Genomic DNA, 20,826 nt, shown 5'->3' on the forward strand with positions numbered 1-20,826 from the left:
TCGAAATAATCGATGTAGGGGACTAGGTTCTGTTGACGTATCAGCGCAGCCATAGCAAAACAGCCGCAAAAGCCAGCATTCCCTTGAAATGGCTGGCCCTCTTCTCATAGCGAGTGGTGATCCGCCGGTAGTGCTTCAGCTTGCCGAACAGGCACTCGATCACGTGCCGCTCCTTGTAGAGATGCCAGTCGCAGGAGCGTTGCTCGATGCGGTTCCGTCTGGCGGGAATGACGGCCTGGATCTGGCGCTCCTTCAGCCAGGCCAGAAGCTGGTTGGCGTCATAGCCCTTGTCGGCCAGCAGTGCCGACGTGGCGATCCCCGCCATGAGTGGGATCGCCTGGCTGATATCGGCCGCTTGGCCTTCCGTCAGGATGAAGCGAATCGGTAACCCCAGCGCATCGGTCAACACATGGATCTTGCTGCTGAAGCCTCCTCGCGAATGCCCCAGTGCCTCCTGGGCCGCAGTACTGCTGGCCGCCCCGGCTGCACAGGCATGGGCACGCACGACGGAGCTGTCGATGCAGACGTGCTGAAGGTCAGCGTCCCGAGCCAGTACCGAGTGAAGCCGGTCCCAGACGCCGAGCCGGCACCAGCGGGTGAAGCGTTTGAAAACGCTGTTCCATGAGCCGAGGCAACGAGGCAGCATCCGCCATTGAGCGCCGCTGCGTAGTATCCAGAGCACCGCCTCGACAAAGCGGCGACAGCCGAGAGTACGGGTCAGCCGGATCCCCTTCGTGGCGCTCAGCAGACTTTGGATACGGGACCAGTCGGTATCGCTCAGACGGCTTCTGTCAGTCATGGCAAAAGCCCAGTTTTAGCACTGGGCTTGCGTCAACAGAACCTAGGAGATGGGCCTGATCGAGCGCGAGCCACATGTGCCCTGGAGCAGGGAAACCAGTCATCGGATGCCTCTGCAAGCTTTCGAATAATTCGAAAAATAACAAAATTGCGAAAATTTCGAATATCCTGAATGCGCAAGGAGAGAGGAGCCGCCATGAACCGCCTGCAAGAGACACTGCCCAGCGCAGCAGAGGCTGCCCTGGCCAAATTGTGCAGTCAGGAGCTTTCCGCCATTATCGAAACCCGCGCGGAGACGCAGACCCTGTCCATCAGCGATCCCAAGGGGGGGCGCTCCGTCAACATCCCGGTCAGCGCCCTGCGTCTGCTGGTCGATGTGTTGACCGAACTGGGTGAAGGCAACAGTGTCCGCCTGGTTCCCGTCCATGCGGAGTTGACCACCCAGGAAGCGGCCGACCTGCTGAATATGTCTCGCCCCACCTTGATCAAGCTGCTCGACGAGGAAGCCATCCCCTACCATCGCGCCGGCAATCGCCGGAAGGTGAAATTTGCCGATCTCCGCATCTACCAGGAGAAGCTTGAACAGGAGCGACTGGCGGCGCTAGCCGAGCTCTCTGCCTTGGACCGGGCACTGGGGCTGGGCTACGAGTGAGCTCGAACTACACGGTCATCTACGATGCCTGCATTGCATGATGTATCCGGCACCGCTGCGCAGCCTGCTGATGTACCTGGCGCTATCCGGTCAGTTCCGCGCCCGCTGGTCGGAAACCATCCATCAGGAATGGACGCGGAATCTGCTGGCCGATCGTCCCGACTTGTCGCCTGACACGGTCGGGCGTGTACGAGAGCTGATGGATCGTCATGTGCCGGGAGCCCTGGTGACGGGCTTCGAGAGCCTGATCCCCGGCATTACACTCCCTGATCCGGAGGATCGCCATGTGGTGGCGGCCGCGGTGCAGACGCGTGCCGAAGCGATCGTGACCTTCAATCTCAAGGATTTTCCCGACCAGGATCTGTCTCCCTTCGGTGTGCGGGCCATCCATCCGGACGACTTCATCACGGACCTGATGGAGCTGCACATCGGCGCCGTGCTCGAGGCCGTCCGCCGTCACCGGGCATCGCTGAAGAACCCTCCCTTTTCCTCTCGCGAGTAGCTGGACTGCCTGTTGAAGCAACGCCTTCCGGAAACCGTTTCCCGGCTTCGCGCGTTCGAGCTGCTCATCTGAATGCCTGGTAACGGCGCTCGAAGGCGGTTCACTCCATGCTCAGCCGGTGTCTTGTACGCCGGCAGTCGTTCCGAGCCTATTGGAGGCAGCTTTACAGAGGAACGCGGCCCAAACCCAACGGCCAGCTGCTGGCAGCCATGCAACAGCACAAGGAGGCCGAGGACAGTCGCGTCTACCTGCAGGCTGCCCAGGCCCGCGCCCACGAGATCGAGAAAACCCGCCGGCAGGCCCTCAAGGCGTGCAAAGAAGCAAAGCACGCCGCTGCCGAGCTGGATTGCAATCATTGCTTGTCAACAAGAGGGCCTCGGCCACGGCCTGCGCGCCACCGCCGCCACCAACGCCCTCGAGCACGAGGCAGACATCGCCAAGGTCCAGCAGTGGCTGGGCCACGCCAACATCAGCACCACCCGGCTCTACGACCGCCGGCACATGCGGGCGGAGGATTCGCCCACGTTCAAGGTCCGCTACTGAGCCACCCGGCAACGGAAAGGCTCGCGCCCGACGCCGGAGCGCAGCATGCACGTGGCCTTGCCTTGCGACAGATCGGGGACTGGAAATACTGCCCCCAGGCACACGGACAGTTCAGTGCCGTATCTCGGCGCGCATGCGTCCGTAGATTGACTGAGCGATGCGAGCGACTTGTTCTGGCGTAGGGGCTTGCACATGCAGCACGGTCAGGCGCAAGGATCGGCCCGGGCGTCTGTTCCAGACTGTTGGCAAGTGTGTCAACAGCATGCCGACCAATGTGGTGAAAGCACTCGTCAACTGTCCAACTGGTCGGTTCCCATCCCCATGCGGTACCCCATCGCCCGGTACCCGCTCTGACGTTTCTCCCACATCCGCAGCAGTGCCGGATGCCCAGTATCGACGAAATCGATGATGCGCACATCGGTCTTGCAGGCGTGCTCTCGATGCAGACGACCGGCGTATTGCTGCAGCGTGCCTTTCCAGGAGACGGGCATCGCCAGCACCAGTGTGTCGAGGGGCGGATGGTCAAAGCCTTCGCCGACCAGTTTGCCTGTGGCCAGCAGTACGCGCGGCGCGTCGGGCGCTAAGGCGTCCAGTGCCGTGATCAGCGCTGCACGCTGTTTCTTGGACATCCGGCCGTGCAGCATAAACAGCTCCGGTATTTGTTCTTCCAGTGCAATCCGAATAGCGTCGAGGTGTTCGGTACGCTCGGTCAGCACCAGCACTTTGCGACCCTGCTGAAACGCGTCACGGACTTCGGCGGCAATAGCTTCGGTCCTGGCCTGGTCATCGGCCAGATGCCGGAACACATCCTGGATGCCCGCCTCGTGCGGCAAGTCGATCCGTGAGAAACGTGTTCGCGGCAGCACCTCCAAGTCATGGGGTGCACCTGCCGGCTTAGCCGCTGTGTACCGGATCGGCCCGCACTGCATGAAGATGATCGGTTGTTGACCATCGCGGCGAATCGGGGTTGCCGTAAGGCCGAGCACGAACCTCGCCTTGGTTCGCTTCAGGATGGCATCGAATGACACGGCGCCAACGTGATGGCACTCGTCCACGATCACCTGCCCGTAGTGCTCAACCAGCGGATTGACCTCGCCCTGCCGGGATACCGACTGCATCACAGCGATATCGATCTTCCCGGTGGGTTTGGCCTTGCCACCACCAATGGTGCCGACTACGCCCTTGCCTACGCCGAGAAAGACTTGCAGGCGCTCTTGCCATTGTTTCAACAACTCGGTGCGGTGCACCAGCACCAGGGTGTTCACGCCCCGGCGAGCGATCAGCGCGGCGGCGGTAACGGTCTTGCCGAATGCTGTTGGCGCGCACAGGACCCCGGTGTCGTGATGCAGCATGGCCGAAACGGCAGTTTCCTGGTCAAGGCGCAAGGTGCCAGCGAAGGCCACATCGATGATCTCGCCGCCAAATCGCTCGTCATGCAGATCGCAGGCGATGCTGTTGTCGCGCAGCAAGTCCATTGCCGCATCAAGACAGCCGCGAGGCAGAGCGATGTGTTGGGGGAAGTTTTCAGCATTGCCAATGACACGCGGCTTGTCCCACACCGACATGCGCATGGCCTGGGCCTTGTAGAACTCGGGGTTTTGGAAGGCGGCCAGCCGGATCAGGCGATTGGCCAGCGCTTGGGGGAGTTGCGCCTTCTCGAAATAGATCAGGTTCGCCAACGTCACGGTGAGCGATGGCGGCATCGCACCGGATAGTTTCTTGGGCGATGCGCTCTCGCGCTTCCACGGCGTAGCCAGGTCCTCATCGTCGATGAAGGTGACATCCAAGGGATGGACGCCACCGGTGGCACGCAGGATGGTCGGCTCGATGTCGTGAGCAGGCATCGGCCGGATCGCCGCCAGGAAAGCCCACTGGTCAGGATGCGGGCGCAGATCGGCATCAACGAACACACTGAAGCCGCTCTCCCTGGGCCACTTTTGCAGCGGCAGTGCGATCAGGTTGCCGAAGCCGCCTTTGGGCATCGTGTCCTGGTTGGGGAACAGTCGGTCGTAGGACTCCAGCTTCAGTTGCCGGGTGCGCGTGCAGGTGTGACTGATAATGGCCGTACCCAGTCGCCGGGAATCGCGGGCAGAAACGCGGCTGGCGAAGAATACCCATGCGTGCGCGCCTTGCCCGGAGCGGGAAATTTCCAGCGCAGCCGGCACGCCCAGCTCCTCGCAGGACTGCATGAAAGCACGCGCGTCATCTCTCCAGTCGGCCTCATCGAAATCGACCGCCAGAAAGTAGCAGGTGTCGTCCTCCAGCAGCGGATAGACGCCGACCGTGTGCGCACCGGCCAGATGGTCATAGATCACCGCGTCGGACAGCGGGATCAGCAGTCGCTTGTCGCAGTCACCACACTTGATACGGGGCTTCTCGCACACACCGGCACGCCACTCGTTGGCGCAGGCTGGCGCATAGCCTGACTTGCCCGAGGTTTTGCCTTCCCAGCGAACCGGATACACATCCGTGCGCCCGCGAAACAGCCGCCGGAACAGGGTCACCTTTTCAGTAGTGGACAGCCTGGACGGCTCCGGCGCTGCTACCCCTGGAGCCGGCTGGGACGGCGAAAGGCGCCACTCGATGCCGTGTGATTCAAGCAGCGCGATCAGGCGAGCGTTCTCGGCCTGCACCGCTGCGAGCGTCTCCTGTTCAGCCATCGACTCCGTGCTCGGTCAGCAATTCGTCCATGTCATCGCCGACGCCATAACCAAAATCGTGACTGGTGTGCCTCACCTCATCCAGCCGCCCCCAAAGGGCTGGTCGCTGCCCATCGGGCAAAGTCGCGATGGTCGTCAGCGCTTGCTCAAACATCAGCACCAGCGCATTGAAATAGCCCTCGTCCTGCAGGCCCACGTCGCTACTGAAACCGACCGCTTGCTCGCAATAGAACACCATCAGCTCCGCCAAGCCCTCTGATGGGCCGATGGCCTTCTTGTAGTCCGAAATGGCTTTCTTGGCCTTGGCCACCGAGGTGTCCTGGTTCTTGAATACATCAGGCCACAGCCAGCGGGCTATAGTCGTTTTGTAGGGCTTGAGCACATCGCCGCCGAGTGCGAAGCGCGCGTGCAAGAACGCCTGGTTGTCCTTGTTGGCGGCGTACAGGTCTTGTATAAGCCCGATCAGTCCGGCGCGGTCGAAGTCGGCCAGCTTGGCTTTAACGTCGCTCCAACTCGGGGCGGTTTTCTTGGTGGCCATGGATGTTATTCCCCCTCGTCGCGGGCTGGGCTCCCACCCTCAATCTGTTTGATCGCCCGGTCGAAGTCGCTCTCAAACAAGCGGTCCTGCACGATGCGGTACTTTTCGAACTCGCTCTCGGCATGAGCCTTGGTCATCTCGGCGGACACCTTGCCCGCACCCTTCAGGATGTCGCGCTCGGTGAGCTCCAGAAACGCATCTGGTAGGGCGAGTCATAAATTCGCATGCTGTTTTCGGTATGTAAGTCTTTGTTTCTTCCTGGAAAAATCGCGGCAAATTTGCGACTCACACCACTAGCCGCTTGGCCCAGTCTTCCATCGTCATCGGTATCGTGCGACGGACGCGGTCCTCGGCCAGGTCAAGATAGGCGTTGACGATGCGGCCCAGCGATTCCAACTCGCCCGGGCCAAAGTAATTCTTGGCCACCACCACATCGGTTTTCACGATCTTGAACCACCCCGCGTTTCCGGAGGCTCAAACTCTTGAGAGGATGGGGCTATGAAGACATAGACCAAGTATTTCCCGGAAATCCGAGAGCGTGCTGTGCGCATGTTTTGCGCTTCAGATTTGATCATGCGTTACCGTCCTTCTCGTGCGTTGCATGCTCTATTGCCCTTGATCTTTTGCCTGTGGTCGATAGAAGGCCTTGATTCATTTGGCCTGCACAGGCGTATTGACCAGCTTCTATCGTCCGGCTCACTGATAAGGCGTAAGTTGTCCGATAGCCTGCTCATGACACCGCCCAGTACCGCCGCCAGCGGTTATCGCCTTTGGGGTGGCTCGCGTCCGACGCCGGAGCGCGACGTGCACGTGGCCTTGCCTTGCGCCAGATCGGGAACTGGAAACACTGCCCCCAGGCACACGGACAGTTCAGTGCCGTATCTCGGCGCCTGCCCTCCACCCGGCAAGAGGGCTGCGGCTCAAGCGGCCTTATTAGTCATCTGGACGCGCATGAACTACAAAAATAGACGACAGTAAACCATTAATTTGGACGGAGATGAATCATGCAATTGGACGGATAGCTAAGCCCCTCATTACACTTCGGCCTGTTGATCGATCGCCTCCGACTGGTAGCCCCGTGACGACCGTACACCACCCGCGTTATCTGCAGCAGCAGGTGCTGGATGCCTTGGCCGATACCCCCGTAGTGTGCATCCTCGGGCCGCGCCAAGTCGGCAAGACCACGCTCGCACGTCGGCTGCAGCCGGATCGAACCTACATCTCCTTTGATGATGCCACACTGCTCGCTGCCGCCCGCGACGATCCGATGGGTTTTGTGGCCGGTCTGCCGGCCGCCATGATTCTTGATGAAGTGCAGCGCGTTCCCGAGCTGCTGCCAGCGATCAAACTGTCCGTAGACCGTGATCGCCGCCCAGGTCGCTTCATTCTGACCGGCTCGGCCAACCTGCTGCTGCTACCGGGCGTACAGGAGTCGCTGGCCGGCCGGATGGAGGTGATCTACCTCAATCCCCTTTCCGAACAGGAAAAACACCACAGCACCTATTCGCTGCTGGAAGCCATGATTGCCGGACCGCTCAAGCCGGCGATCACCGGCATTCAGCCACCGGTCGCCGGGGTCGCCGAAGCCGTGGTACGCGGCGGTTATCCCGAGCCCAACACCCGCACCGAGCAGCGTGCCCAGCAGTGGTATCGCCAGTACCTGAACGCCATCATTCAGCGTGATGTCCGGGATATCGCCAACATCCGCGACTCCGATGAGTTGCTACGCCTGCTCAAGCTGATCGCTCTGCGCACCGGTAACCTGGTCAACATCAGTAGCCTGATGCAGGACGTCGGCCTGCAGCGCGACACCATAGGCCGTTACCTGTCGGTACTGGAGCGCCTTTTCCTGATCCGAACGCTGCCCGCCTGGCACCGCAACGCCGCCAAACGCCTGATCAAGGCGCCCAAGATCCATATCGTCGACTCGGGACTGGGATGCGCCCTCACGGGGCTCAAAACAGCAGACTGGCATCAACCGACCAAGCCTTTTGGCGGCATGCTGGAAAGCTTCGTCGTACAACAGCTGATCTGCCAGTCGGGCTGGGTCGACAACGAACTCAGCTTTTCCCATTACCGGGATAAAGACCAGGTCGAAGTGGATCTGGTCATAGAGCAGGACGACCGCCTCTGGGGCGTGGAGGTCAAGAAGGCCGCCTCCATCCAGGCCCGGGACGGCCGGGGACTGGCGCGACTTGCCGAGCAGGCCGGCGGCAGCTGGCAGGGCGGAATTCTGCTCTACACCGGAACCAACACGCTGCCGCTGGCCGAAATACCCAATGCCTTTGCCGTTCCCATGGATCGGCTGTGGCAGAGAGATTCCCTTGCGTCAGACCTGCAAGGTTCCCCATAGACAGTTCGCGCGGGTCGGCCACTACGGCCGGCAGGCCGGAGGCCTCAGGGCACCCTCTCGACGAGCGCAAAGCGCCACTGTTCCTGCCGCTGCACGGCAAGCTGACTGGCGCCGGGATCTCCACCGAGGGCATCTATGCCCTGGTCGGGGCCTACGCCAAGGCCGCCACCAACCGCCCTGGAACACGAGCCAGCCTGTAGGTCGGGGTAGCGCAGCGTAACCCGACAATGCCCCTCCACCACCTGCCAATGCCCACCCTTGTTCGGGCCAATACGGCTCAGGCGGCCGCCAGCCTTGAATGCGGCCAGCTGCTCCACCGCCCGCTGCGACAGGCCCAGCCTATCTTGCCGTCAGGGCGGGATTGGATCTGAGCAGTGCCAACAGCGGTGTTTCTTCCGAACTTTCTTCCGCACTTTGTACCGAACCATCCGCCTTTGATCCCACCCGTTCTGGACAGGATCAGAACTATTTCAGACGCTCAGCTGCTTTGCGATACGCCTGTTCGCGCTCGCGCTTATCGACCGCCACCACAAACACTACCACCTCCTGGTCGATCACTTGTTGACATCCTCCCCGCCCTAAAGGACGGGGATTCCCACTGCTGGACGGCCATGCCCGGCCGCGAGAATGTTCCTGGCCGCGTTCACATCGCGGTCGTGCGTGACACCACACACACTGCAGGTCCACTCCCTCATTCCAAGTCCTGCGATACCTTTCGGCCGCGAATCGGGCAATGCGCCGCAATTCGAACAGGCTTGGGTGGTGTAGCGCTCGTCGACCACCTTGAAGACGATGCCTGCGTGACCGCACTTGTATTCCAGCATCGTCTTCAGTTGGCCCCAGCCGGCATCGAGCACCGACTTGGCCATCCGGGTCTTCACGAGTTTCGTGGACGACACGTCGCCCACCAGGATTTCGCCGTACCGGCTCACCAACTGCCGGCTGAATTTATGCAGGGCATCCCGGCGCCGGTTGGCAATCCTGGCGTGGATCGCCCGGACGCGGGCCTTGTTGCCGGCCCGCTGGGCAGCGGCCAGGGCCGGCTCCAGGTCGCGGTAGAAGCGGCCGTTCTCCAGCCGGGTGCCATCGCTGCAGGTGGCCACGTCCTTCAGGCCCAGGTCGATGCCCAGGGCACCCTGGCCGAGCGACGGCCGTGCATCGACCTCGACGACGACATTGAAGTACCAGCGGCCCCGCGCATCCTCGCTGAAGCTGCCCGAGCGGAACCGGTACCGGCCCAAGCCGTGGCTGTCCCAGACCTTGAAGCAATGGCCGTTGTGACAGATCTGCCCGCTTTTCCATTGAGCGGCACCCGACTTGAAGGGAATCCAGCCCAGCGAGCGCCGGGTGCCGCCCGACCTGCGCCAGTTGAGCCTGGCTTTCCCGAACTGCTTGCGCCGGGTGACATATTCCCGCGACACCTCTTGCAGCGTCTGGGAATGGAGCCCCTGCTCTTTGCTGGAGCCCTTGGTGTAGCGGTCCATATCGTAGGCGGACAGAAACAGACCGCGCTCTCGAATGGCTCGGGAGCTAAGTTCGTTCAGGTAGTTCCAGACGAGATTGACGCTGCGGGCCATCTGCCGGAGCAGCGGCGCATGCTTGTCTCGAACGCGAACCTTGAGGGTCTTGGTGTGCTTCATGCGGCCAGGTTGCCATGTAGTTGGGGAAACCCAAGGGTCGCTTCGCGACCCGCGCTCTACATCCCCGCACTAAAAGTACGGGCTTTCCGCTCATTCCCGGTAAACCAGCCGGTAGCCGTTGCCGCGCAGCTTGATCTTGTAGCAGTCGGGCAATGAATGCAGGCGGTTGGCCTCGATGCGGGGATGCTCCAGGACCTCGATCAGTTTCTTCTTGAACTGCTGCCGGACCGTATCGCCCAACTTGTGCCACTCCTTCAACGCGCGTGCATCGAATTCCAGGCTATAGGTCATCCAGCGAAACCTTCACACGCTGGGGAGCGGCCAGCCGTTCGCGGACAGTGGCGATCAGAGCCTCCTCCTCCTCGGTCATCAGTACCGGGCGGAAGGGCAGCTGGCCGCGCTCGGCCACATATTGCAAGGTCTGGCGCATCAGCTCGGAAGGCGTCACGCCTAGGCGCTCCAACTCGCGATAGGCGCGGTCTTTGAGGTCGTCATCGATACGGATATTGATCGAGGCCATAGCCTTGGCTCCTGTAAATACATTTGTCATTACGGTGACGACCTGTCAGCGGTTTTGCAAGGTGTTTTAGGGCTCCGCGATGAAAGGGTTTGGTCAGGAGATGTTCGACGCCCTGTCGCGGCAGAGCGCATCGAATGGATGCGACCGGTAAGCCTCTGTTCCAGGCTTCTTGGTGAACTGGATGCCGTTGCCAGTCAGGAGCGTGTGGAGGCGATTTGGTGGTGCAGTCGATCGCGCGAAGAGATAGGCCTTGCCCTCAGCGGTACGGGTCTCGGTGATATCAATATGCAGATAGCCCAGCGGATAGTGCTTAAAGGGGTTTTTCTCACGACCTGGCTCCGTGCGAGGCAACTGGCTGACGCCGTGGCGCCGGAAGAGGCGGTGAAACTCCTGCCGTCCAACCCGGCGACAAACCGGCGCAGGTCATCGAGGGGGCTTATTGTCTCTTCTGAGTGGACGATATTGCGCTTTTCGGCCTCTTAATCGAATCGCGAGGAGACACTAGTCTGTGCTCATGGTGCTGAACAAGGCACCCCTACCTACCAGGAGACACGGACATGACCCTTTCGACCTCGACCGCCACCCACACCGCCAGCGCTTTCGCCGGCCGCGCCCTGCTGGGCTCGCTGTTCATCGTCAGCGGCCTGGGCAAGGCCGCCGCCCCGGCCGCCACCCTCGGCTACATCGGCAGCACCGGCCTGCCCTTCCCCACACTGGCCCTGGCGGTCGCGCTGCTGATCGAGCTGGGCTTCGCCGCGGCGCTGCTGGTCGGCTACCGCACCCGCCTGGTCGCCACCGTGATGGCCGGCTTCACCCTGGCGACGGCCCTGGCGTTCCACAACCAGCTGGGCGACCAGAACCAGCTCATCCACTTCCTGAAGAACCTGGCGATCGCCGGGGGCCTGCTGCAGGTGGCCGCCTTCGGCGCCGGCGCCCTGAGCCTGGATGCCTACCGCAGCCGCCGCAGCGCCCACGCCTGAGACTTCCCGCCCGGCTTCGGCCGGGCCGTCCCGATCGAGGAATCCGAGATGAACACCCACGAACTGCGCCGCTCCAGCGAGCGCGGCCAGGCCGATCACGGCTGGCTGCAATCCCGCCACAGCTTTTCCTTCGCCGCCTACCACGACCCCGAGCAGGTCGGTTTCTCCGACCTCCTGGTGATCAACGACGACCGCGTCGCCGCCGGCCAGGGCTTCGGCCGTCACCCGCACCGGGACATGGAGATCCTCTCCTACGTGCTCGACGGCGCCCTCGAGCACCAGGACAGCCTGGGCAACGGTTCGCTGATCCGCCCGGGCGACATCCAGCTGATGAGCGCCGGCACCGGCATCGCCCACAGCGAGTACAACGCCTCGCCCCGCGAGCCGGTGCACTTCCTGCAGATCTGGATCGTCCCGGCTGTCAGGGGCGTGACGCCGGGCTATCAACAGCAGCGCTTCGCCGCCGAGGACAAGCGCGGCCGGCTGCAGCTGATCCTCTCGCCGGACGGCGAGCGGGGTTCGCTGCGCCTCCACCAGGACGCCCGGGTCTACGCCGGACTGTTCGACGGCGCGGAACAGGCCAGCCTGGAACTCGGCGGGCAGCGCCACGCCTACGTGCACCTGGCGCGCGGCGCGCTGAGCGTCAACGGCCAGCGCCTGGAGACCGGCGACGGCCTGCGCATTCGCCACGCCGAGCGCCTGGAATTCGCCGACGGCGAACGGGCCGAGGTGCTGGTCTTCGATCTGCGCCCCAACGAACGTCCGCGCATGCCCTGAACAGTACCCACGGTGGTCCCTGCGGGCAGCGCCGGGTATGCCGCCCGGCGAAAACCGGAACGGCCACCCATCGCTCACTGCCCCCTTGAAGCGTGAAGGAGTCCTCATGAAAGCACTGCAATTTTCCCAAACCGGCGATCTGTCTGCGCTGCGTTACCTCGATCTGCCGACGCCGCTCCCTGCCGCCGGCGAGGTACTGGTGGAGGTCAGAGCCAGCGGACTGAATCCGAGCGACGTGAAGAACGTGCTCGGACGTTTCCCCTACACCACCCTGCCCCGTATTCCCGGCCGGGACTTTGCCGGCGTCGTGGTGCAAGGTCCGCAGAATCTGCTGGGCAAAGCTGTATGGGGGACGGGCAAGGAGCTGGGCTTCTATAACGACGGCGCCCACGCCGCCTACGTGAAGCTGCCCGCCGACGGCGTGGCGCTCAAACCTGCGTCCCTGAGTTTCAGCCAGGCCGCCAGCCTCGGCGTGCCCTATACCACCGCCTGGGATGCCCTGGAGCGTAGCGGCGTGGGCCGTGGCACGCGGCTGCTGGTGATCGGCGCCGGCGCGGTGGGCCGTGCGGCCCTGGCACTGGCCAGGGTGCGTGGCGCGCACGTGCTGGGCGCGGCGCGCCGTGAGGAACAGCGGCGGGCTCTGCAGGCCCAGGGTTTTGAAGCGCTGCCGCTGACCACTCCGGAAGCCCTGCCCAGCCAGGTCGAACAGGTGTTCGAGGGCGGCGCGCAGGTGATCTTCGATACCACCGGCTTTTGGCTCGCCGCCGCGGTCCCGGCCCTGGCGACCTTTGGCCGTATCGCGATTATCGCGGCGCCGGTCGACGGCCAGGTGCAGTTGCCCGCGCTGGACCTGTATCGCCGTGGCGGCTCGGTGGTGGGCATCAACTCGCTGCTCTACGGCTGCGCCGAATGCGCACGGATGCTGGAGCGCTTTGGCCGGCATTTCGACGACGGCACCCTGCCCGCTCCGGATGGATTGGTCGAGTCTCCCCTCGCCGAGGGCTCGGCGCGTTATGCCGACGTCCACGAAGGGCACAGCGAGAAGGTGATCCTGATTCCCTGAGCCAGGACCGGTTGGCGTTCGTCGCCGGTCCTGCGAGGCGCTTCGCGGGCCCGGCGCAGGCGCTTGCCGACCGGAGCGTAAAGGCCTTGGTCGATGCTGAACGCTGATCGGTTGAATGCCCAGCGCCCGTGCATGCAGGAAGGCGGGGCCGATCCCATCGATGTCCTCACCGCTCACACCAGCCACCTTGAACTGTGTCCCTTCCGGCTGACATGCGCTTCACATCAGCAACGCTCGGGAGGCGGCCTGAACGATAAAAAGCCCCCGGCCGACAGGCAGCGGCAGCGGGGGCACACAACGGCAGCAGCAACTGGCGTCCTGCCAGTTACAGCGGCGGGGACCCTAACACCCTTTCGCCGCTTCGTTTATCGCACACCGACCGAGCGGTCGCGCCAGGGGGATGGGCGGTTCGAATGACGAACCTGGATAGAGGGGACGAGCCACTTTCTTCGGCGCCAAACAAAAACGGCGAGGGGGTTAGCCTCGCCGTTTCATGTCGTTCAACCGCATCCCTGGGTTCATCATCCTGATGAAGTCGCCGCATCCTGCGGCGGTCCCCTTGGCCGCCCTCCTTGGTCAGCCTGCGCCGTTCCTTCGGCGTCTTGGTGGGATTCAATCTACGCCGGCAGCCGTTCCGCGCCTATTGGGCGAACGCCCGATCTGCTGTAGGCCATGGCTTACAGCACGGGAGCCGGGGCCAACGCCAACGGTCAGCTGCTCGCCGCGATGCAGCAGCACGAGGAAGATACCAAGCTCAGCGCCGAACTGCGCCGCGACCTGGAAAAGGCGCGCAAGGAAGCCGAGGACGGCCGCGTCCACCTGCAGGCCGCCCGGGCCCGCCTCGACGGCGCCGCCTGCGAGATCGAGGAGACGCGCAAGCAGGCCCGCGACGAAGTGAAACAGGCCGCCGCCAGCGCCGCCGAGCTTGCGTGGTGAGCTGAAAGCCCTGCAGCAGGAGATCGCCCGTATCAAGGACGGCAAGACGTCATCCCAGCCACACAAAGGTCGCCACTGATGAGCCTCGATCGCCAGGAAGCCTCCGCGGTCGTGTGCCGCTGGCTCGCCGAGGACGCCCTGTTCCTCGACACCGAAACCACCGGCCTGCACGCCAGCGCGGAGATCGTCGAACTCTCCCTGATCGACAGCCGCGGCCAGCCGCTGCTCGACACCCTGATCCGCCCCGAGCGACCGATCCCGCCGGCGTTGACCCGCATCCACGGCATCGATAACGCCCTGGTCGCCGACGCTCCGCGCTGGCCGGAAATTCACGAGCCCCTGCTCGAGTTGCTCAAGGGCCGCCAGGTGGTGATCTACAACGCCGAGTTTGACCTGCGCATGCTCGCCCAGGCTGCCAGCCAGCACCGGCTGCCCTGGCCTGAGGTGGTCCGCCGCGCCGGCGCCCTGAGCCGCCTGGAGAACGACACCATCGCCCACTGCGCGATGCTCGAGTACGCCCGCTTCCACGGTGAGTGGGATCCCCGCCGCCGCCAGTGGAAATGGCAGGGCCTGAGCAAGGCCTGCCAGCAGCAGGGCATCGCGGTCGTCGGCGCGCACCGAGCCCTGGCTGACTGCCGGATGACCCTCGGCGTAGTGCGCGTCATGGCAGAATCCGTCGAGTGATTTTCCACGCCAGTGACCGGCCATGAGCCTTCGATGAATAGTGAAGGGATTGGCCTGCGCAGCCGCCGGGGCGTAAACGTGAGTATGCAGCCTCCCGGCCAGGATCCTGGATCAGCGTGCTCTTGCCGGTCTGGCGGGCGCCATTGACCCGCACGACGGGAGGCGCTCCTCGAGCGCCTCAAGGAGAACTGGGCGGATGCTTCGCGGGTATGGTGGTGTAATTTCATCCACTTGTTGGTTGAAATTACACCCTGTAGTGGCTGCTATCGCCAGTCAAGCTTGGCTCTAGGCAGCGAGATCCACGCCATTGTGGACCCGCCCGTGGCGGAGCAGGCGATCTCAAAACGCTCCGCGGTTAGCGCTCAAGCGAGTACCGGTGTTTTCCTGGCGGCCACTTCCGACACTCAACGTGGTGCGCTGACGATCCTCTCCTCGAGCCGCTGCTCGCCGGGCAATATGCCTTCCTGCAACGGGATCGGGGTCTGCCTACCGTCCAGATCTCGGTTTTCCTGCACCACACCTTATTCCGGCATCGTGCCGCAGATCTCTCAGACTGCCGTCTCGGATACGTCCTGATTCACGGCATCTTTCAGCCCCTTGCCCGGCTTGAAGCCAGGCAGCTTGGCGGCCGCAATCTGGAGCGCGGTCCCGGTCTGCGGGTTACGGCCTTCGCGGGCGGCACGCGCCTTCACGGTGAAGGTGCCGAAGCCCACCAGGGATACCTCGTTCCCCTGTTGCAGGGCCGTGGTAATGCTGGCGGTGAAAGCGTCCAGCGCGCGGGCGGCAGTGGCTTTGGGCAGGTCGGTGGCGGTCGAGATGGCGTCGATGAGCTCGGCTTTGTTCATGGCATGTTCCATAGCGGGGGGATGTGAAGGCCTGAAGAGTAGGCCGTGGGGTTATTCGGAGACGTGCCGTACGTCCAGCACGGCCCAGACTTCCCAGCCCTTCTGGCGCACGAGCTTTTCGGCCTCGAGCTGGGCTTCCAGCGTGCTGAGCGAACGGGACCGGTGCTCGAAGCGAAAGGCGGGTCCGCCACTGCCCTTGCGAACACTCAGTTCCACCTGGATGTAGGACGGACGCTGTCCGGACCGTTTGGGCGCGGGTTTGGCGGGCGCCAGTCCCAAGGCTTCGCGCATCTCGGCTTCGAGCAGCTGTTTTGTATCCAAGCGGGCGTATCCGTTACGGCATTCCTTGAAGCCACGCATTATCCCGGAGGTCGCTTCCGGGTGCCAAGGTGCAGTCTAGACAGCCTGAGTCGATTCGCTTTCGCCAAGCCGTTTCTCCTCCAGAGCCGCCAGCGTGGGATCGGACGGCCCGGTCTCCCCCGCGGTAACCCTTGACGACCGCAAGCTCCCGCGGCGAAACAGTCGCCCGGGAGAAAGCCGCCGGTGGCCAGCCTGGGGCGAGGGGCTGGCGAAGGGAGCCACCTTATCGGGGCGGCCCCCTTTGTCCTCACAGAGCCAGCGTCTGGCGGGTCACCCACAGAATACCGAGCAGCAGGGCGCACGAAGTGCCAAACGGCCAGCGGTACCGGGCAATGACCCGCAAGGCCAGGGTCCAGCCGACGGACGCCAGGAGCCCTCCCATCCACAGGGAAAACACCACGACGGCCAGCACACCGGGCGTCAGGCGTTCGGCCGTGCCATAGGCGGCGGCCTCTCCAGCCGGCAAGCGGTCGAGGTACCACCACTCCCAGACGGCGAATCCGCCCACCAGCAGTAGGGCCACGGGCAGGAACGAGAACAGGATCAGGCCGATCGCCTCGGCGCGCAGGGGTACTGGGTTCATGAACAGCCTCCTTGGGTTGAGATGCACCTCCTGGGTAACACCGCTGCCCGGAAACCCAAGCTCGCCGGCATAGGTTTCTGCGCCAGGTCCTCCCGAGGACGCTGCAAGGGTTGCCGCAAGCATCGGTAGGCGGACTACGCCCCCTGCTTGGGTTTTGCCCCAGGGATGAGAGCCTCAATGAGGAGTGGGGCGTCCACTCCCCAGAAAGACCCGTCAGGAGAAAAGATACGGCAGGCAGTCATGTATTGTGCAGACGTTGTAATCGCTGGATGGTGCCACGCGTTATTTACAGCCGTGGTCTCCCAGGCGTTAATGGAGGGAGAATCGGCGGCGGAAAACCCATCTCCAATTGCTGCCCGTTCTGCCTGTCCGAATACTGGGACGAGCTGGAAGAGCCCAGTCCGCTGCGCGGCAGTCTCTTCATGAAACTGCTGAGCATTCCGCTGACACTGATCCTGTTCGCGTTGCTGTTCGGCAGCGTGCTCAAACTTTCCATCTGGCTGGACAGTTCGGAAGTTCTGCTCGCAGGAAATATTCTATCAATTTATAGCGTGTATCGCTTCGGGCGCTGGTTTGTGAACTGAGCGGGCCTCGGCTAGCCAGCAGCTCGCGCTCTGCTTCGAACGAACACCGGCCGGGAACTAGTGTGGTGAATCACAAGTTCGCTTCATTATTTATTTGCAAGGCTCGAGCAGCCCTGCCGACAGAGGCCAGGATTTCACCTGCTTCCTTACGCCAGCGGAAGGGCCTTGGATTCTGGTTGTAGGTCGCCAGGTAATACTCGATGGACTGCTCGAGATCCTTCACGCTGGTATGGGCCTGGCGCTTTATCCACTTCTGGGTGAGCATCGAGAAAAAGCGCTCCACCAGATTCAGCCATGACGCAGACGTCGGGGTGAAATGCACATGATGACGCGGGTGTGCGACAAGCCAGGCACGCACCTTGTCGGTCTTGTGCACGGCATAGTTATCCATGATCAGGTGTATGGCCTTGTCGCTCTCGACCGTTTCCTCGATGGCCCTGAGAAACTCCAGGAATTCTGCGCTGCGGTGACGGCGCTTGAGACGTCCGATCACCTCGCCGGTGGCCACATCCAGGGCGGCAAACAAGGACGTCGTGCCATGGCGCTGATAATCATGGGTACGGGTCGCCGGATACCCAGGCTCCAGCGGCAGCCCCGGCTGTGTTCGATTGAGCGCCTGGATCTGGCTTTTCTCATCGACGCACAGTACCAGCGCCTTATCCGGCGGATTCAGGTAGAGCCCTACGATATCCTGCACCTTGTCGACAAAGGCGGGATCGGTGGACAGCTTGAAGGTGTGCTCCAGGTGAGGCTTGAGCCCGAAGGCTCGCCAGATACGCTGTACGCTCGCCGGTGAAATATGGGTGGGCCGCGGCGCAGAGCCCCGAGGCCATCGGCGAGCAGCGCCGCCGGGGAATTCCGGCAGGCCGCTTCGGGTCCGCCGACGAGTTAGGCGCCTTCTGCGCCTTTCTCTGCAGCGTCCATGCTGGCTACATGACCGGCCAGAACCTGTTGCTCGACGGCGGCCATTATCCCGGCACTTTCTGAGCCGAGCCGATATTTGCGGCTGGAGTCCTGTGATCCTCGTCCAAAATCTCGTCCCAAAAGGAACCGAAAATTGAAAATGATCGAAGTCAGCGTTTCCACGAGCATTGCCTGCCCGGTCGAGCGGGTCTGGTCGCTCCTCGGCGGGTTCGACCTTCTGCCCCGCTGGATCGACTCCATCGTCAGCAGCCGGCTCGACGATGGCGGCCGCCTGCGCCATCTGGAACTGACCGACGGGGCGATTATCGTCGAGCGCCTGCTGGAATTCAGCGAGGGCGAGCGCCACTACAGCTATGCCCTGCTCGAGGGGCCGCTCCCGGTGTCCGACTATGTCGGTCGGGTGGCCGTCCGCGACGATGGCGAGGGCCGCACGCTGGCGACCTGGTCCAGCCGTTTTCGCAGCGAAAAGGCCAACGAGGTCGAGATCGCCACAGACCTCGAGAGCTTTTATCGCACCGGCCTAGAACGGTTGAAGGTGCTAGTCGAAGCGCAGGAGCCGGCGGCCATGGGGGCTTCATGAACGCCTGCAGGCGCGAGAGCCGAAGGACTTTTTCAGCATAATCGTCGGAGCGAACAGCATCACTATTGGCGATCAGCTCGCTGCCATCCAGGTAATGACGCAGCTGTTCCTGGGAGCTGCTGATGGCCACTAGTTGTAGTTCCGTCTGGTTTTGAGAAAGATTGCGATGCGGTTGCTTGACATCCTCCCCTCCCTCTCGCCGCCTCAGGCGGAAAGGACGGGGATTCCCACAACTGGACGGCCATGCCCGGCCGCGAGAATGTTCCTGGCCGCGTTCACATCGCGGTCGTGCGTGCCACCACACTCACTGCAGGTCCACTCCCTCATTCCAAGTCCCGTGATACCTTTCGGCCGCGAATCGGGCAATGCGCCGCAATTCGAGCAGGCTTGGGTGGTGTAGCGCTCGTCGACCACCTTGAATACGATGCCGGCGTGAGCGCACTTGTAGTCCAGCATCGTCTTCAGTTGGCCCCAGCCGGCGTCGAGCACCGACTTGGCCATCCGGGTCTTCACGAGTTTCGTGGGCGATACATCCCCCACGTGGATTTCGCCATACTGGTTCACCAGTTGCCGGCTGAATTTATGCAAGGCGTCCTGGCGTCGGTTGGCGATCTTCGCGTGAATGGTCCTAGTTCGGGCCTTCTTCCCGGCCCTCTGGGCGATGGCCAGCTTCGGCTCCAGGTCACGGTAGAAGCGGCCGCTCTCCAGCCGGATGCCGTCGCTGCAGGTGGCCACGTCCTTGAGCCCCAAGTCGATGCCGACCGCCTCCTGCCCGAGCGACGGTTGCACCTTGACCTCAACGACGACATTGAAATACCAGCGGCCACGTGCATCTTCGCTGAAGCTGCCCGAGCGTAGCCAAGGTCTTGAAGCAGTGGCCGTTGTGGTAGACCTACCGGCCGCCCCGGTGTTGATCCAGTGCGCGGCAAACCTCGCCCTTCAGGGCGGGGAAGGATAGCGTGGGCCGCGTAGCGGCCCTATACTCATGTCTGTATATCCAGACAGCCATTGGCATGCAGCGACTCCAGGCCTTCAAATACGAACTGATGCCGACCGGCGAACAGCAGCGCCAGATGCGCCGCTTCGCCGGCTCGTGCCGGTTCGTATTCAACCAGGCGCTGGCGTTGCAGCAGGCCAATCGGGAGGCCGGTGGCAAGTACATCGGCTATGTGGCGATGGCCAAACAGCTCACCGCTTGGCGCAACAGCGCGGAAACGAGCTGGCTGAAAGAAGCGCCCGTTCACCCCCTGCAACACGCCCTCAAAGACCTCGAAAAAGCCTACAAAAACTTCTTCGAGAAGCGTGCCGACTTTCCGCGCTTCAAGCGCAAGGGCCAGCGCGACAGCTTCCGCTATCCCGACCCCAAGTAGATCAAGCTCGACCAGGCCAACGGCCGGATCTTCCTGCCCAAGCTGGGCTGGCTGCGCTACCGCAACAGCCGGCAAGCGCTGGGCGAGTTGCGCAACGTCACGGTCAGCCTGAGTGGCGGCAGGTGGTTCGTCGCCATCCAGACGCGGCGCGAGGTGGAAATTCCCGTGTCGCAGGGTGGCGCCGTCGGTATCGACCCAGCGGCATCGCCCGCTTCGCCACCTTGAGCGATGGCACATTCTACGCGCCGCTCAACAGCTTCAAGCGGCATGAGGCTGCGCTGCGCAAGGCGCAGCAAGCCATGAGCCGCAAGACCAAATTCAGCAGCAACTGGAAGCAGGCGAAAGCCCGCGTCCAGCGGATTCACGCCCGTATCGGCAACGCCCGCCGCGACTACCTGCACAAGACCTCGACCGCGATCAGCCAAAACCACGCGCTCGTGTTCGTAGAGGACTTGCAGGTACGCAACATGTCCAGGTCGGCAGCAGTCACCACCGAGACACTGGACAAACAGGTGCGGGCCAAGTCAGGGCTCAACCGAGCGATTTTGGACCAGAGCTGGTTCGAGTTCCGCCGCCAGCTGGATCACAAGCTGGCGTGGAACGGTGGCCATCTGGTGGCGGTGCCGCCGCGGAACACCAGTCGCACCTGTCCAGCCTGCGGGCATGTATCGGCGGAGAACCGCCGCACGCAGGAGCGGTTCGCCTGCGTCGAGTGCGGCTTCGAGGAAAACGCCGATGTGGTCGGCGCCATCAATGTGCTAAGGGCGGGACACGCCCGGTTAGCCTGTGAAGTGAGCGGTGCGGTCAGGCCGCCAGCAGCAGGAACCCGCCGAGGTGAGTCAGCCCTGTCGGGCTGAACACGGTAGGAACCCCCTTCCTTTCCGCCCTTGGGCGGCGAGCGTCAGCGAGAGGGAGGGGAGGATGTCAACGGACT

General features: G+C 63.0%; 17 protein-coding genes and 9 pseudogenes. 13 read left to right on the forward strand and 13 right to left on the reverse strand.

Annotated elements, in window-relative coordinates:
• Positions 1-40: 40 nt before the first annotated feature.
• The gene (locus tag GCU53_RS25180; protein WP_152386438.1) at positions 41-799 is read right to left on the reverse strand and encodes an IS5 family transposase; all 759 of its coding nucleotides are present in this window, start codon (positions 797-799) and stop codon (positions 41-43) included.
• A gap of 195 nt (positions 800-994) precedes the next feature.
• Here GCU53_RS25180 and GCU53_RS25185 point away from each other — a divergent pair, with 195 nt between their 5' ends.
• The 3 genes and pseudogenes from GCU53_RS25185 to GCU53_RS25195 all read left to right on the forward strand — a co-directional run.
• A complete protein-coding gene (locus GCU53_RS25185) occupies positions 995-1,450 on the forward strand; it encodes a helix-turn-helix domain-containing protein (protein WP_152390261.1) in 456 nt (151 codons plus the stop codon).
• A pseudogene (locus GCU53_RS25190) lies at positions 1,447-2,024 on the forward strand (VapC50 family PIN domain-containing toxin). The gene GCU53_RS25185 and the pseudogene GCU53_RS25190 overlap by 4 nt, the downstream one beginning before the upstream one ends.
• A gap of 294 nt (positions 2,025-2,318) precedes the next feature.
• Positions 2,319-2,495: pseudogene (locus tag GCU53_RS25195) on the forward strand (tyrosine-type recombinase/integrase); the annotation flags it as partial.
• A gap of 290 nt (positions 2,496-2,785) precedes the next feature.
• Here GCU53_RS25195 and GCU53_RS25205 read toward each other — a convergent pair.
• The 3 genes and pseudogenes from GCU53_RS25205 to rhuM all read right to left on the reverse strand — a co-directional run.
• Positions 2,786-5,155 carry a TOTE conflict system archaeo-eukaryotic primase domain-containing protein gene (locus GCU53_RS25205; protein WP_152390051.1) on the reverse strand — a complete coding sequence of 790 codons (2,370 nt, stop codon included), beginning with the start codon at positions 5,153-5,155 and terminating at the stop codon, positions 2,786-2,788.
• Positions 5,148-5,693 carry a hypothetical protein gene (locus GCU53_RS25210; RefSeq protein ID WP_152390050.1) on the reverse strand — a complete coding sequence of 182 codons (546 nt, stop codon included), beginning with the start codon at positions 5,691-5,693 and terminating at the stop codon, positions 5,148-5,150. The genes GCU53_RS25205 and GCU53_RS25210 overlap by 8 nt, the downstream gene beginning before the upstream one ends.
• Before the next feature lie 5 nt (positions 5,694-5,698).
• Positions 5,699-6,143 (reverse strand): annotated as a pseudogene (rhuM, locus tag GCU53_RS26400) (RhuM family protein); the annotation flags it as partial.
• A 628-nt stretch (positions 6,144-6,771) separates the two neighbouring features.
• On the opposite strand from rhuM, the gene GCU53_RS25225 reads away from it, so the two are divergent.
• Positions 6,772-8,046 (forward strand): ATP-binding protein, encoded by a 1,275-nt coding sequence (locus GCU53_RS25225; protein WP_152390262.1) that lies wholly within the window; start codon positions 6,772-6,774, stop codon positions 8,044-8,046.
• Between the two features lie 465 nt (positions 8,047-8,511).
• On the opposite strand, the pseudogene GCU53_RS25235 reads toward GCU53_RS25225, so the two are convergent.
• The 4 genes and pseudogenes from GCU53_RS25235 to GCU53_RS25250 all read right to left on the reverse strand — a co-directional run.
• Positions 8,512-8,607, reverse strand: a pseudogene (locus tag GCU53_RS25235) (type II toxin-antitoxin system mRNA interferase toxin, RelE/StbE family); the annotation flags it as partial.
• A 17-nt stretch (positions 8,608-8,624) separates the two neighbouring features.
• Positions 8,625-9,686: an RNA-guided endonuclease InsQ/TnpB family protein gene (locus GCU53_RS25240; protein ID WP_152390263.1), complete on the reverse strand. Its 1,062-nt coding sequence runs from the start codon at positions 9,684-9,686 to the stop codon at positions 8,625-8,627.
• A 96-nt stretch (positions 9,687-9,782) separates the two neighbouring features.
• Positions 9,783-9,977, reverse strand: a pseudogene (locus GCU53_RS25245) (type II toxin-antitoxin system RelE family toxin); the annotation flags it as partial.
• Entirely contained in the window at positions 9,967-10,206 is a 240-nt protein-coding gene (locus GCU53_RS25250) for a type II toxin-antitoxin system RelB/DinJ family antitoxin (protein WP_090624652.1), read from the reverse strand. The gene GCU53_RS25250 and the pseudogene GCU53_RS25245, both read right to left, overlap by 11 nt.
• A 557-nt stretch (positions 10,207-10,763) precedes the next feature.
• Here GCU53_RS25250 and GCU53_RS25255 point away from each other — a divergent pair.
• The 5 genes from GCU53_RS25255 (at position 10,764) to GCU53_RS25275 (ending at position 14,646) form a co-directional block, all read left to right on the forward strand.
• Positions 10,764-11,186 (forward strand): DoxX family protein, encoded by a 423-nt coding sequence (locus GCU53_RS25255; protein ID WP_152390265.1) that lies wholly within the window; start codon positions 10,764-10,766, stop codon positions 11,184-11,186.
• A 48-nt stretch (positions 11,187-11,234) separates the two neighbouring features.
• Positions 11,235-11,963 carry a pirin family protein gene (locus GCU53_RS25260; protein ID WP_152390266.1) on the forward strand — a complete coding sequence of 243 codons (729 nt, stop codon included), beginning with the start codon at positions 11,235-11,237 and terminating at the stop codon, positions 11,961-11,963.
• 106 nt (positions 11,964-12,069) lie between these two features.
• Positions 12,070-13,026, forward strand: coding sequence for a quinone oxidoreductase family protein (locus GCU53_RS25265; protein ID WP_152390267.1), 957 nt, complete (start codon positions 12,070-12,072; stop codon positions 13,024-13,026).
• Between the two features lie 672 nt (positions 13,027-13,698).
• Positions 13,699-13,962 carry a hypothetical protein gene (locus GCU53_RS25270; RefSeq protein WP_152390268.1) on the forward strand — a complete coding sequence of 88 codons (264 nt, stop codon included), beginning with the start codon at positions 13,699-13,701 and terminating at the stop codon, positions 13,960-13,962.
• 78 nt (positions 13,963-14,040) lie between these two features.
• Positions 14,041-14,646 carry a 3'-5' exonuclease gene (locus GCU53_RS25275; protein WP_152390100.1) on the forward strand — a complete coding sequence of 202 codons (606 nt, stop codon included), beginning with the start codon at positions 14,041-14,043 and terminating at the stop codon, positions 14,644-14,646.
• A 548-nt stretch (positions 14,647-15,194) separates the two neighbouring features.
• Here the strand turns inward: GCU53_RS25275 and GCU53_RS25280 are convergent.
• The 3 genes from GCU53_RS25280 to GCU53_RS25290 form a co-directional block, all read right to left on the reverse strand.
• Positions 15,195-15,491 (reverse strand): HU family DNA-binding protein, encoded by a 297-nt coding sequence (locus tag GCU53_RS25280; RefSeq protein ID WP_152390269.1) that lies wholly within the window; start codon positions 15,489-15,491, stop codon positions 15,195-15,197.
• Between the two features lie 51 nt (positions 15,492-15,542).
• Positions 15,543-15,812, reverse strand: a complete 270-nt coding sequence (locus GCU53_RS25285) for a transposase (RefSeq protein ID WP_244307273.1) — start codon at positions 15,810-15,812, stop codon at positions 15,543-15,545.
• A gap of 286 nt (positions 15,813-16,098) precedes the next feature.
• Positions 16,099-16,434 carry a hypothetical protein gene (locus GCU53_RS25290; RefSeq protein WP_152390270.1) on the reverse strand — a complete coding sequence of 112 codons (336 nt, stop codon included), beginning with the start codon at positions 16,432-16,434 and terminating at the stop codon, positions 16,099-16,101.
• Positions 16,435-16,856: 422 nt separating this feature from the next.
• Between GCU53_RS25290 and GCU53_RS25635 the strand changes: the two genes are divergently transcribed.
• A complete protein-coding gene (locus GCU53_RS25635) occupies positions 16,857-17,018 on the forward strand; it encodes a hypothetical protein (protein WP_167520131.1) in 162 nt (53 codons plus the stop codon).
• 70 nt (positions 17,019-17,088) lie between these two features.
• Here the strand turns inward: GCU53_RS25635 and GCU53_RS25295 are convergent.
• A pseudogene (locus tag GCU53_RS25295) lies at positions 17,089-17,829 on the reverse strand (IS630 family transposase); the annotation flags it as partial.
• On the opposite strand from GCU53_RS25295, the pseudogene GCU53_RS25300 reads away from it, so the two are divergent.
• A pseudogene (locus tag GCU53_RS25300) lies at positions 17,826-18,005 on the forward strand (SDR family oxidoreductase); the annotation flags it as partial. The pseudogenes GCU53_RS25295 and GCU53_RS25300 overlap by 4 nt on opposite strands.
• Before the next feature lie 76 nt (positions 18,006-18,081).
• The gene (locus tag GCU53_RS25305; RefSeq protein ID WP_152390295.1) at positions 18,082-18,522 is read left to right on the forward strand and encodes an SRPBCC family protein; all 441 of its coding nucleotides are present in this window, start codon (positions 18,082-18,084) and stop codon (positions 18,520-18,522) included.
• Positions 18,523-18,726: 204 nt separating this feature from the next.
• On the opposite strand, the pseudogene GCU53_RS25310 reads toward GCU53_RS25305, so the two are convergent.
• Positions 18,727-19,377: pseudogene (locus GCU53_RS25310) on the reverse strand (RNA-guided endonuclease InsQ/TnpB family protein); the annotation flags it as partial.
• A gap of 158 nt (positions 19,378-19,535) precedes the next feature.
• On the opposite strand from GCU53_RS25310, the pseudogene GCU53_RS25315 reads away from it, so the two are divergent.
• Positions 19,536-20,749, forward strand: a pseudogene (locus GCU53_RS25315) (RNA-guided endonuclease InsQ/TnpB family protein).
• Positions 20,750-20,826 lie beyond the last annotated feature (77 nt).

The organism is Azotobacter salinestris (assembly GCF_009363155.1).
In the GTDB taxonomy this organism is placed as follows: Bacteria; Pseudomonadota; Gammaproteobacteria; order Pseudomonadales; family Pseudomonadaceae; genus Azotobacter; species Azotobacter salinestris.

Excerpts from the sequence above, each read along its gene's own strand:
- GCU53_RS25180 (WP_152386438.1), bottom strand. The coding sequence starts at position 799 with ATGACTGACAGAAGCCGTCTGAGCGATACCGACTGGTCCCGTATCCAA.
- GCU53_RS25185 (WP_152390261.1), top strand. The coding sequence starts at position 995 with ATGAACCGCCTGCAAGAGACACTGCCCAGCGCAGCAGAGGCTGCCCTG.
- GCU53_RS25205 (WP_152390051.1), bottom strand. The coding sequence starts at position 5,155 with ATGGCTGAACAGGAGACGCTCGCAGCGGTGCAGGCCGAGAACGCTCGC.
- GCU53_RS25210 (WP_152390050.1), bottom strand. The coding sequence starts at position 5,693 with ATGGCCACCAAGAAAACCGCCCCGAGTTGGAGCGACGTTAAAGCCAAG.
- GCU53_RS25240 (WP_152390263.1), bottom strand. The coding sequence starts at position 9,686 with ATGAAGCACACCAAGACCCTCAAGGTTCGCGTTCGAGACAAGCATGCG.
- GCU53_RS25250 (WP_090624652.1), bottom strand. The coding sequence starts at position 10,206 with ATGGCCTCGATCAATATCCGTATCGATGACGACCTCAAAGACCGCGCC.
- GCU53_RS25255 (WP_152390265.1), top strand. The coding sequence starts at position 10,764 with ATGACCCTTTCGACCTCGACCGCCACCCACACCGCCAGCGCTTTCGCC.
- GCU53_RS25260 (WP_152390266.1), top strand. The coding sequence starts at position 11,235 with ATGAACACCCACGAACTGCGCCGCTCCAGCGAGCGCGGCCAGGCCGAT.
- GCU53_RS25265 (WP_152390267.1), top strand. The coding sequence starts at position 12,070 with ATGAAAGCACTGCAATTTTCCCAAACCGGCGATCTGTCTGCGCTGCGT.
- GCU53_RS25270 (WP_152390268.1), top strand. The coding sequence starts at position 13,699 with ATGGCTTACAGCACGGGAGCCGGGGCCAACGCCAACGGTCAGCTGCTC.
- GCU53_RS25275 (WP_152390100.1), top strand. The coding sequence starts at position 14,041 with ATGAGCCTCGATCGCCAGGAAGCCTCCGCGGTCGTGTGCCGCTGGCTC.
- GCU53_RS25280 (WP_152390269.1), bottom strand. The coding sequence starts at position 15,491 with ATGAACAAAGCCGAGCTCATCGACGCCATCTCGACCGCCACCGACCTG.
- GCU53_RS25290 (WP_152390270.1), bottom strand. The coding sequence starts at position 16,434 with ATGAACCCAGTACCCCTGCGCGCCGAGGCGATCGGCCTGATCCTGTTC.
- GCU53_RS25635 (WP_167520131.1), top strand. The coding sequence starts at position 16,857 with ATGAAACTGCTGAGCATTCCGCTGACACTGATCCTGTTCGCGTTGCTG.
- GCU53_RS25305 (WP_152390295.1), top strand. The coding sequence starts at position 18,082 with ATGATCGAAGTCAGCGTTTCCACGAGCATTGCCTGCCCGGTCGAGCGG.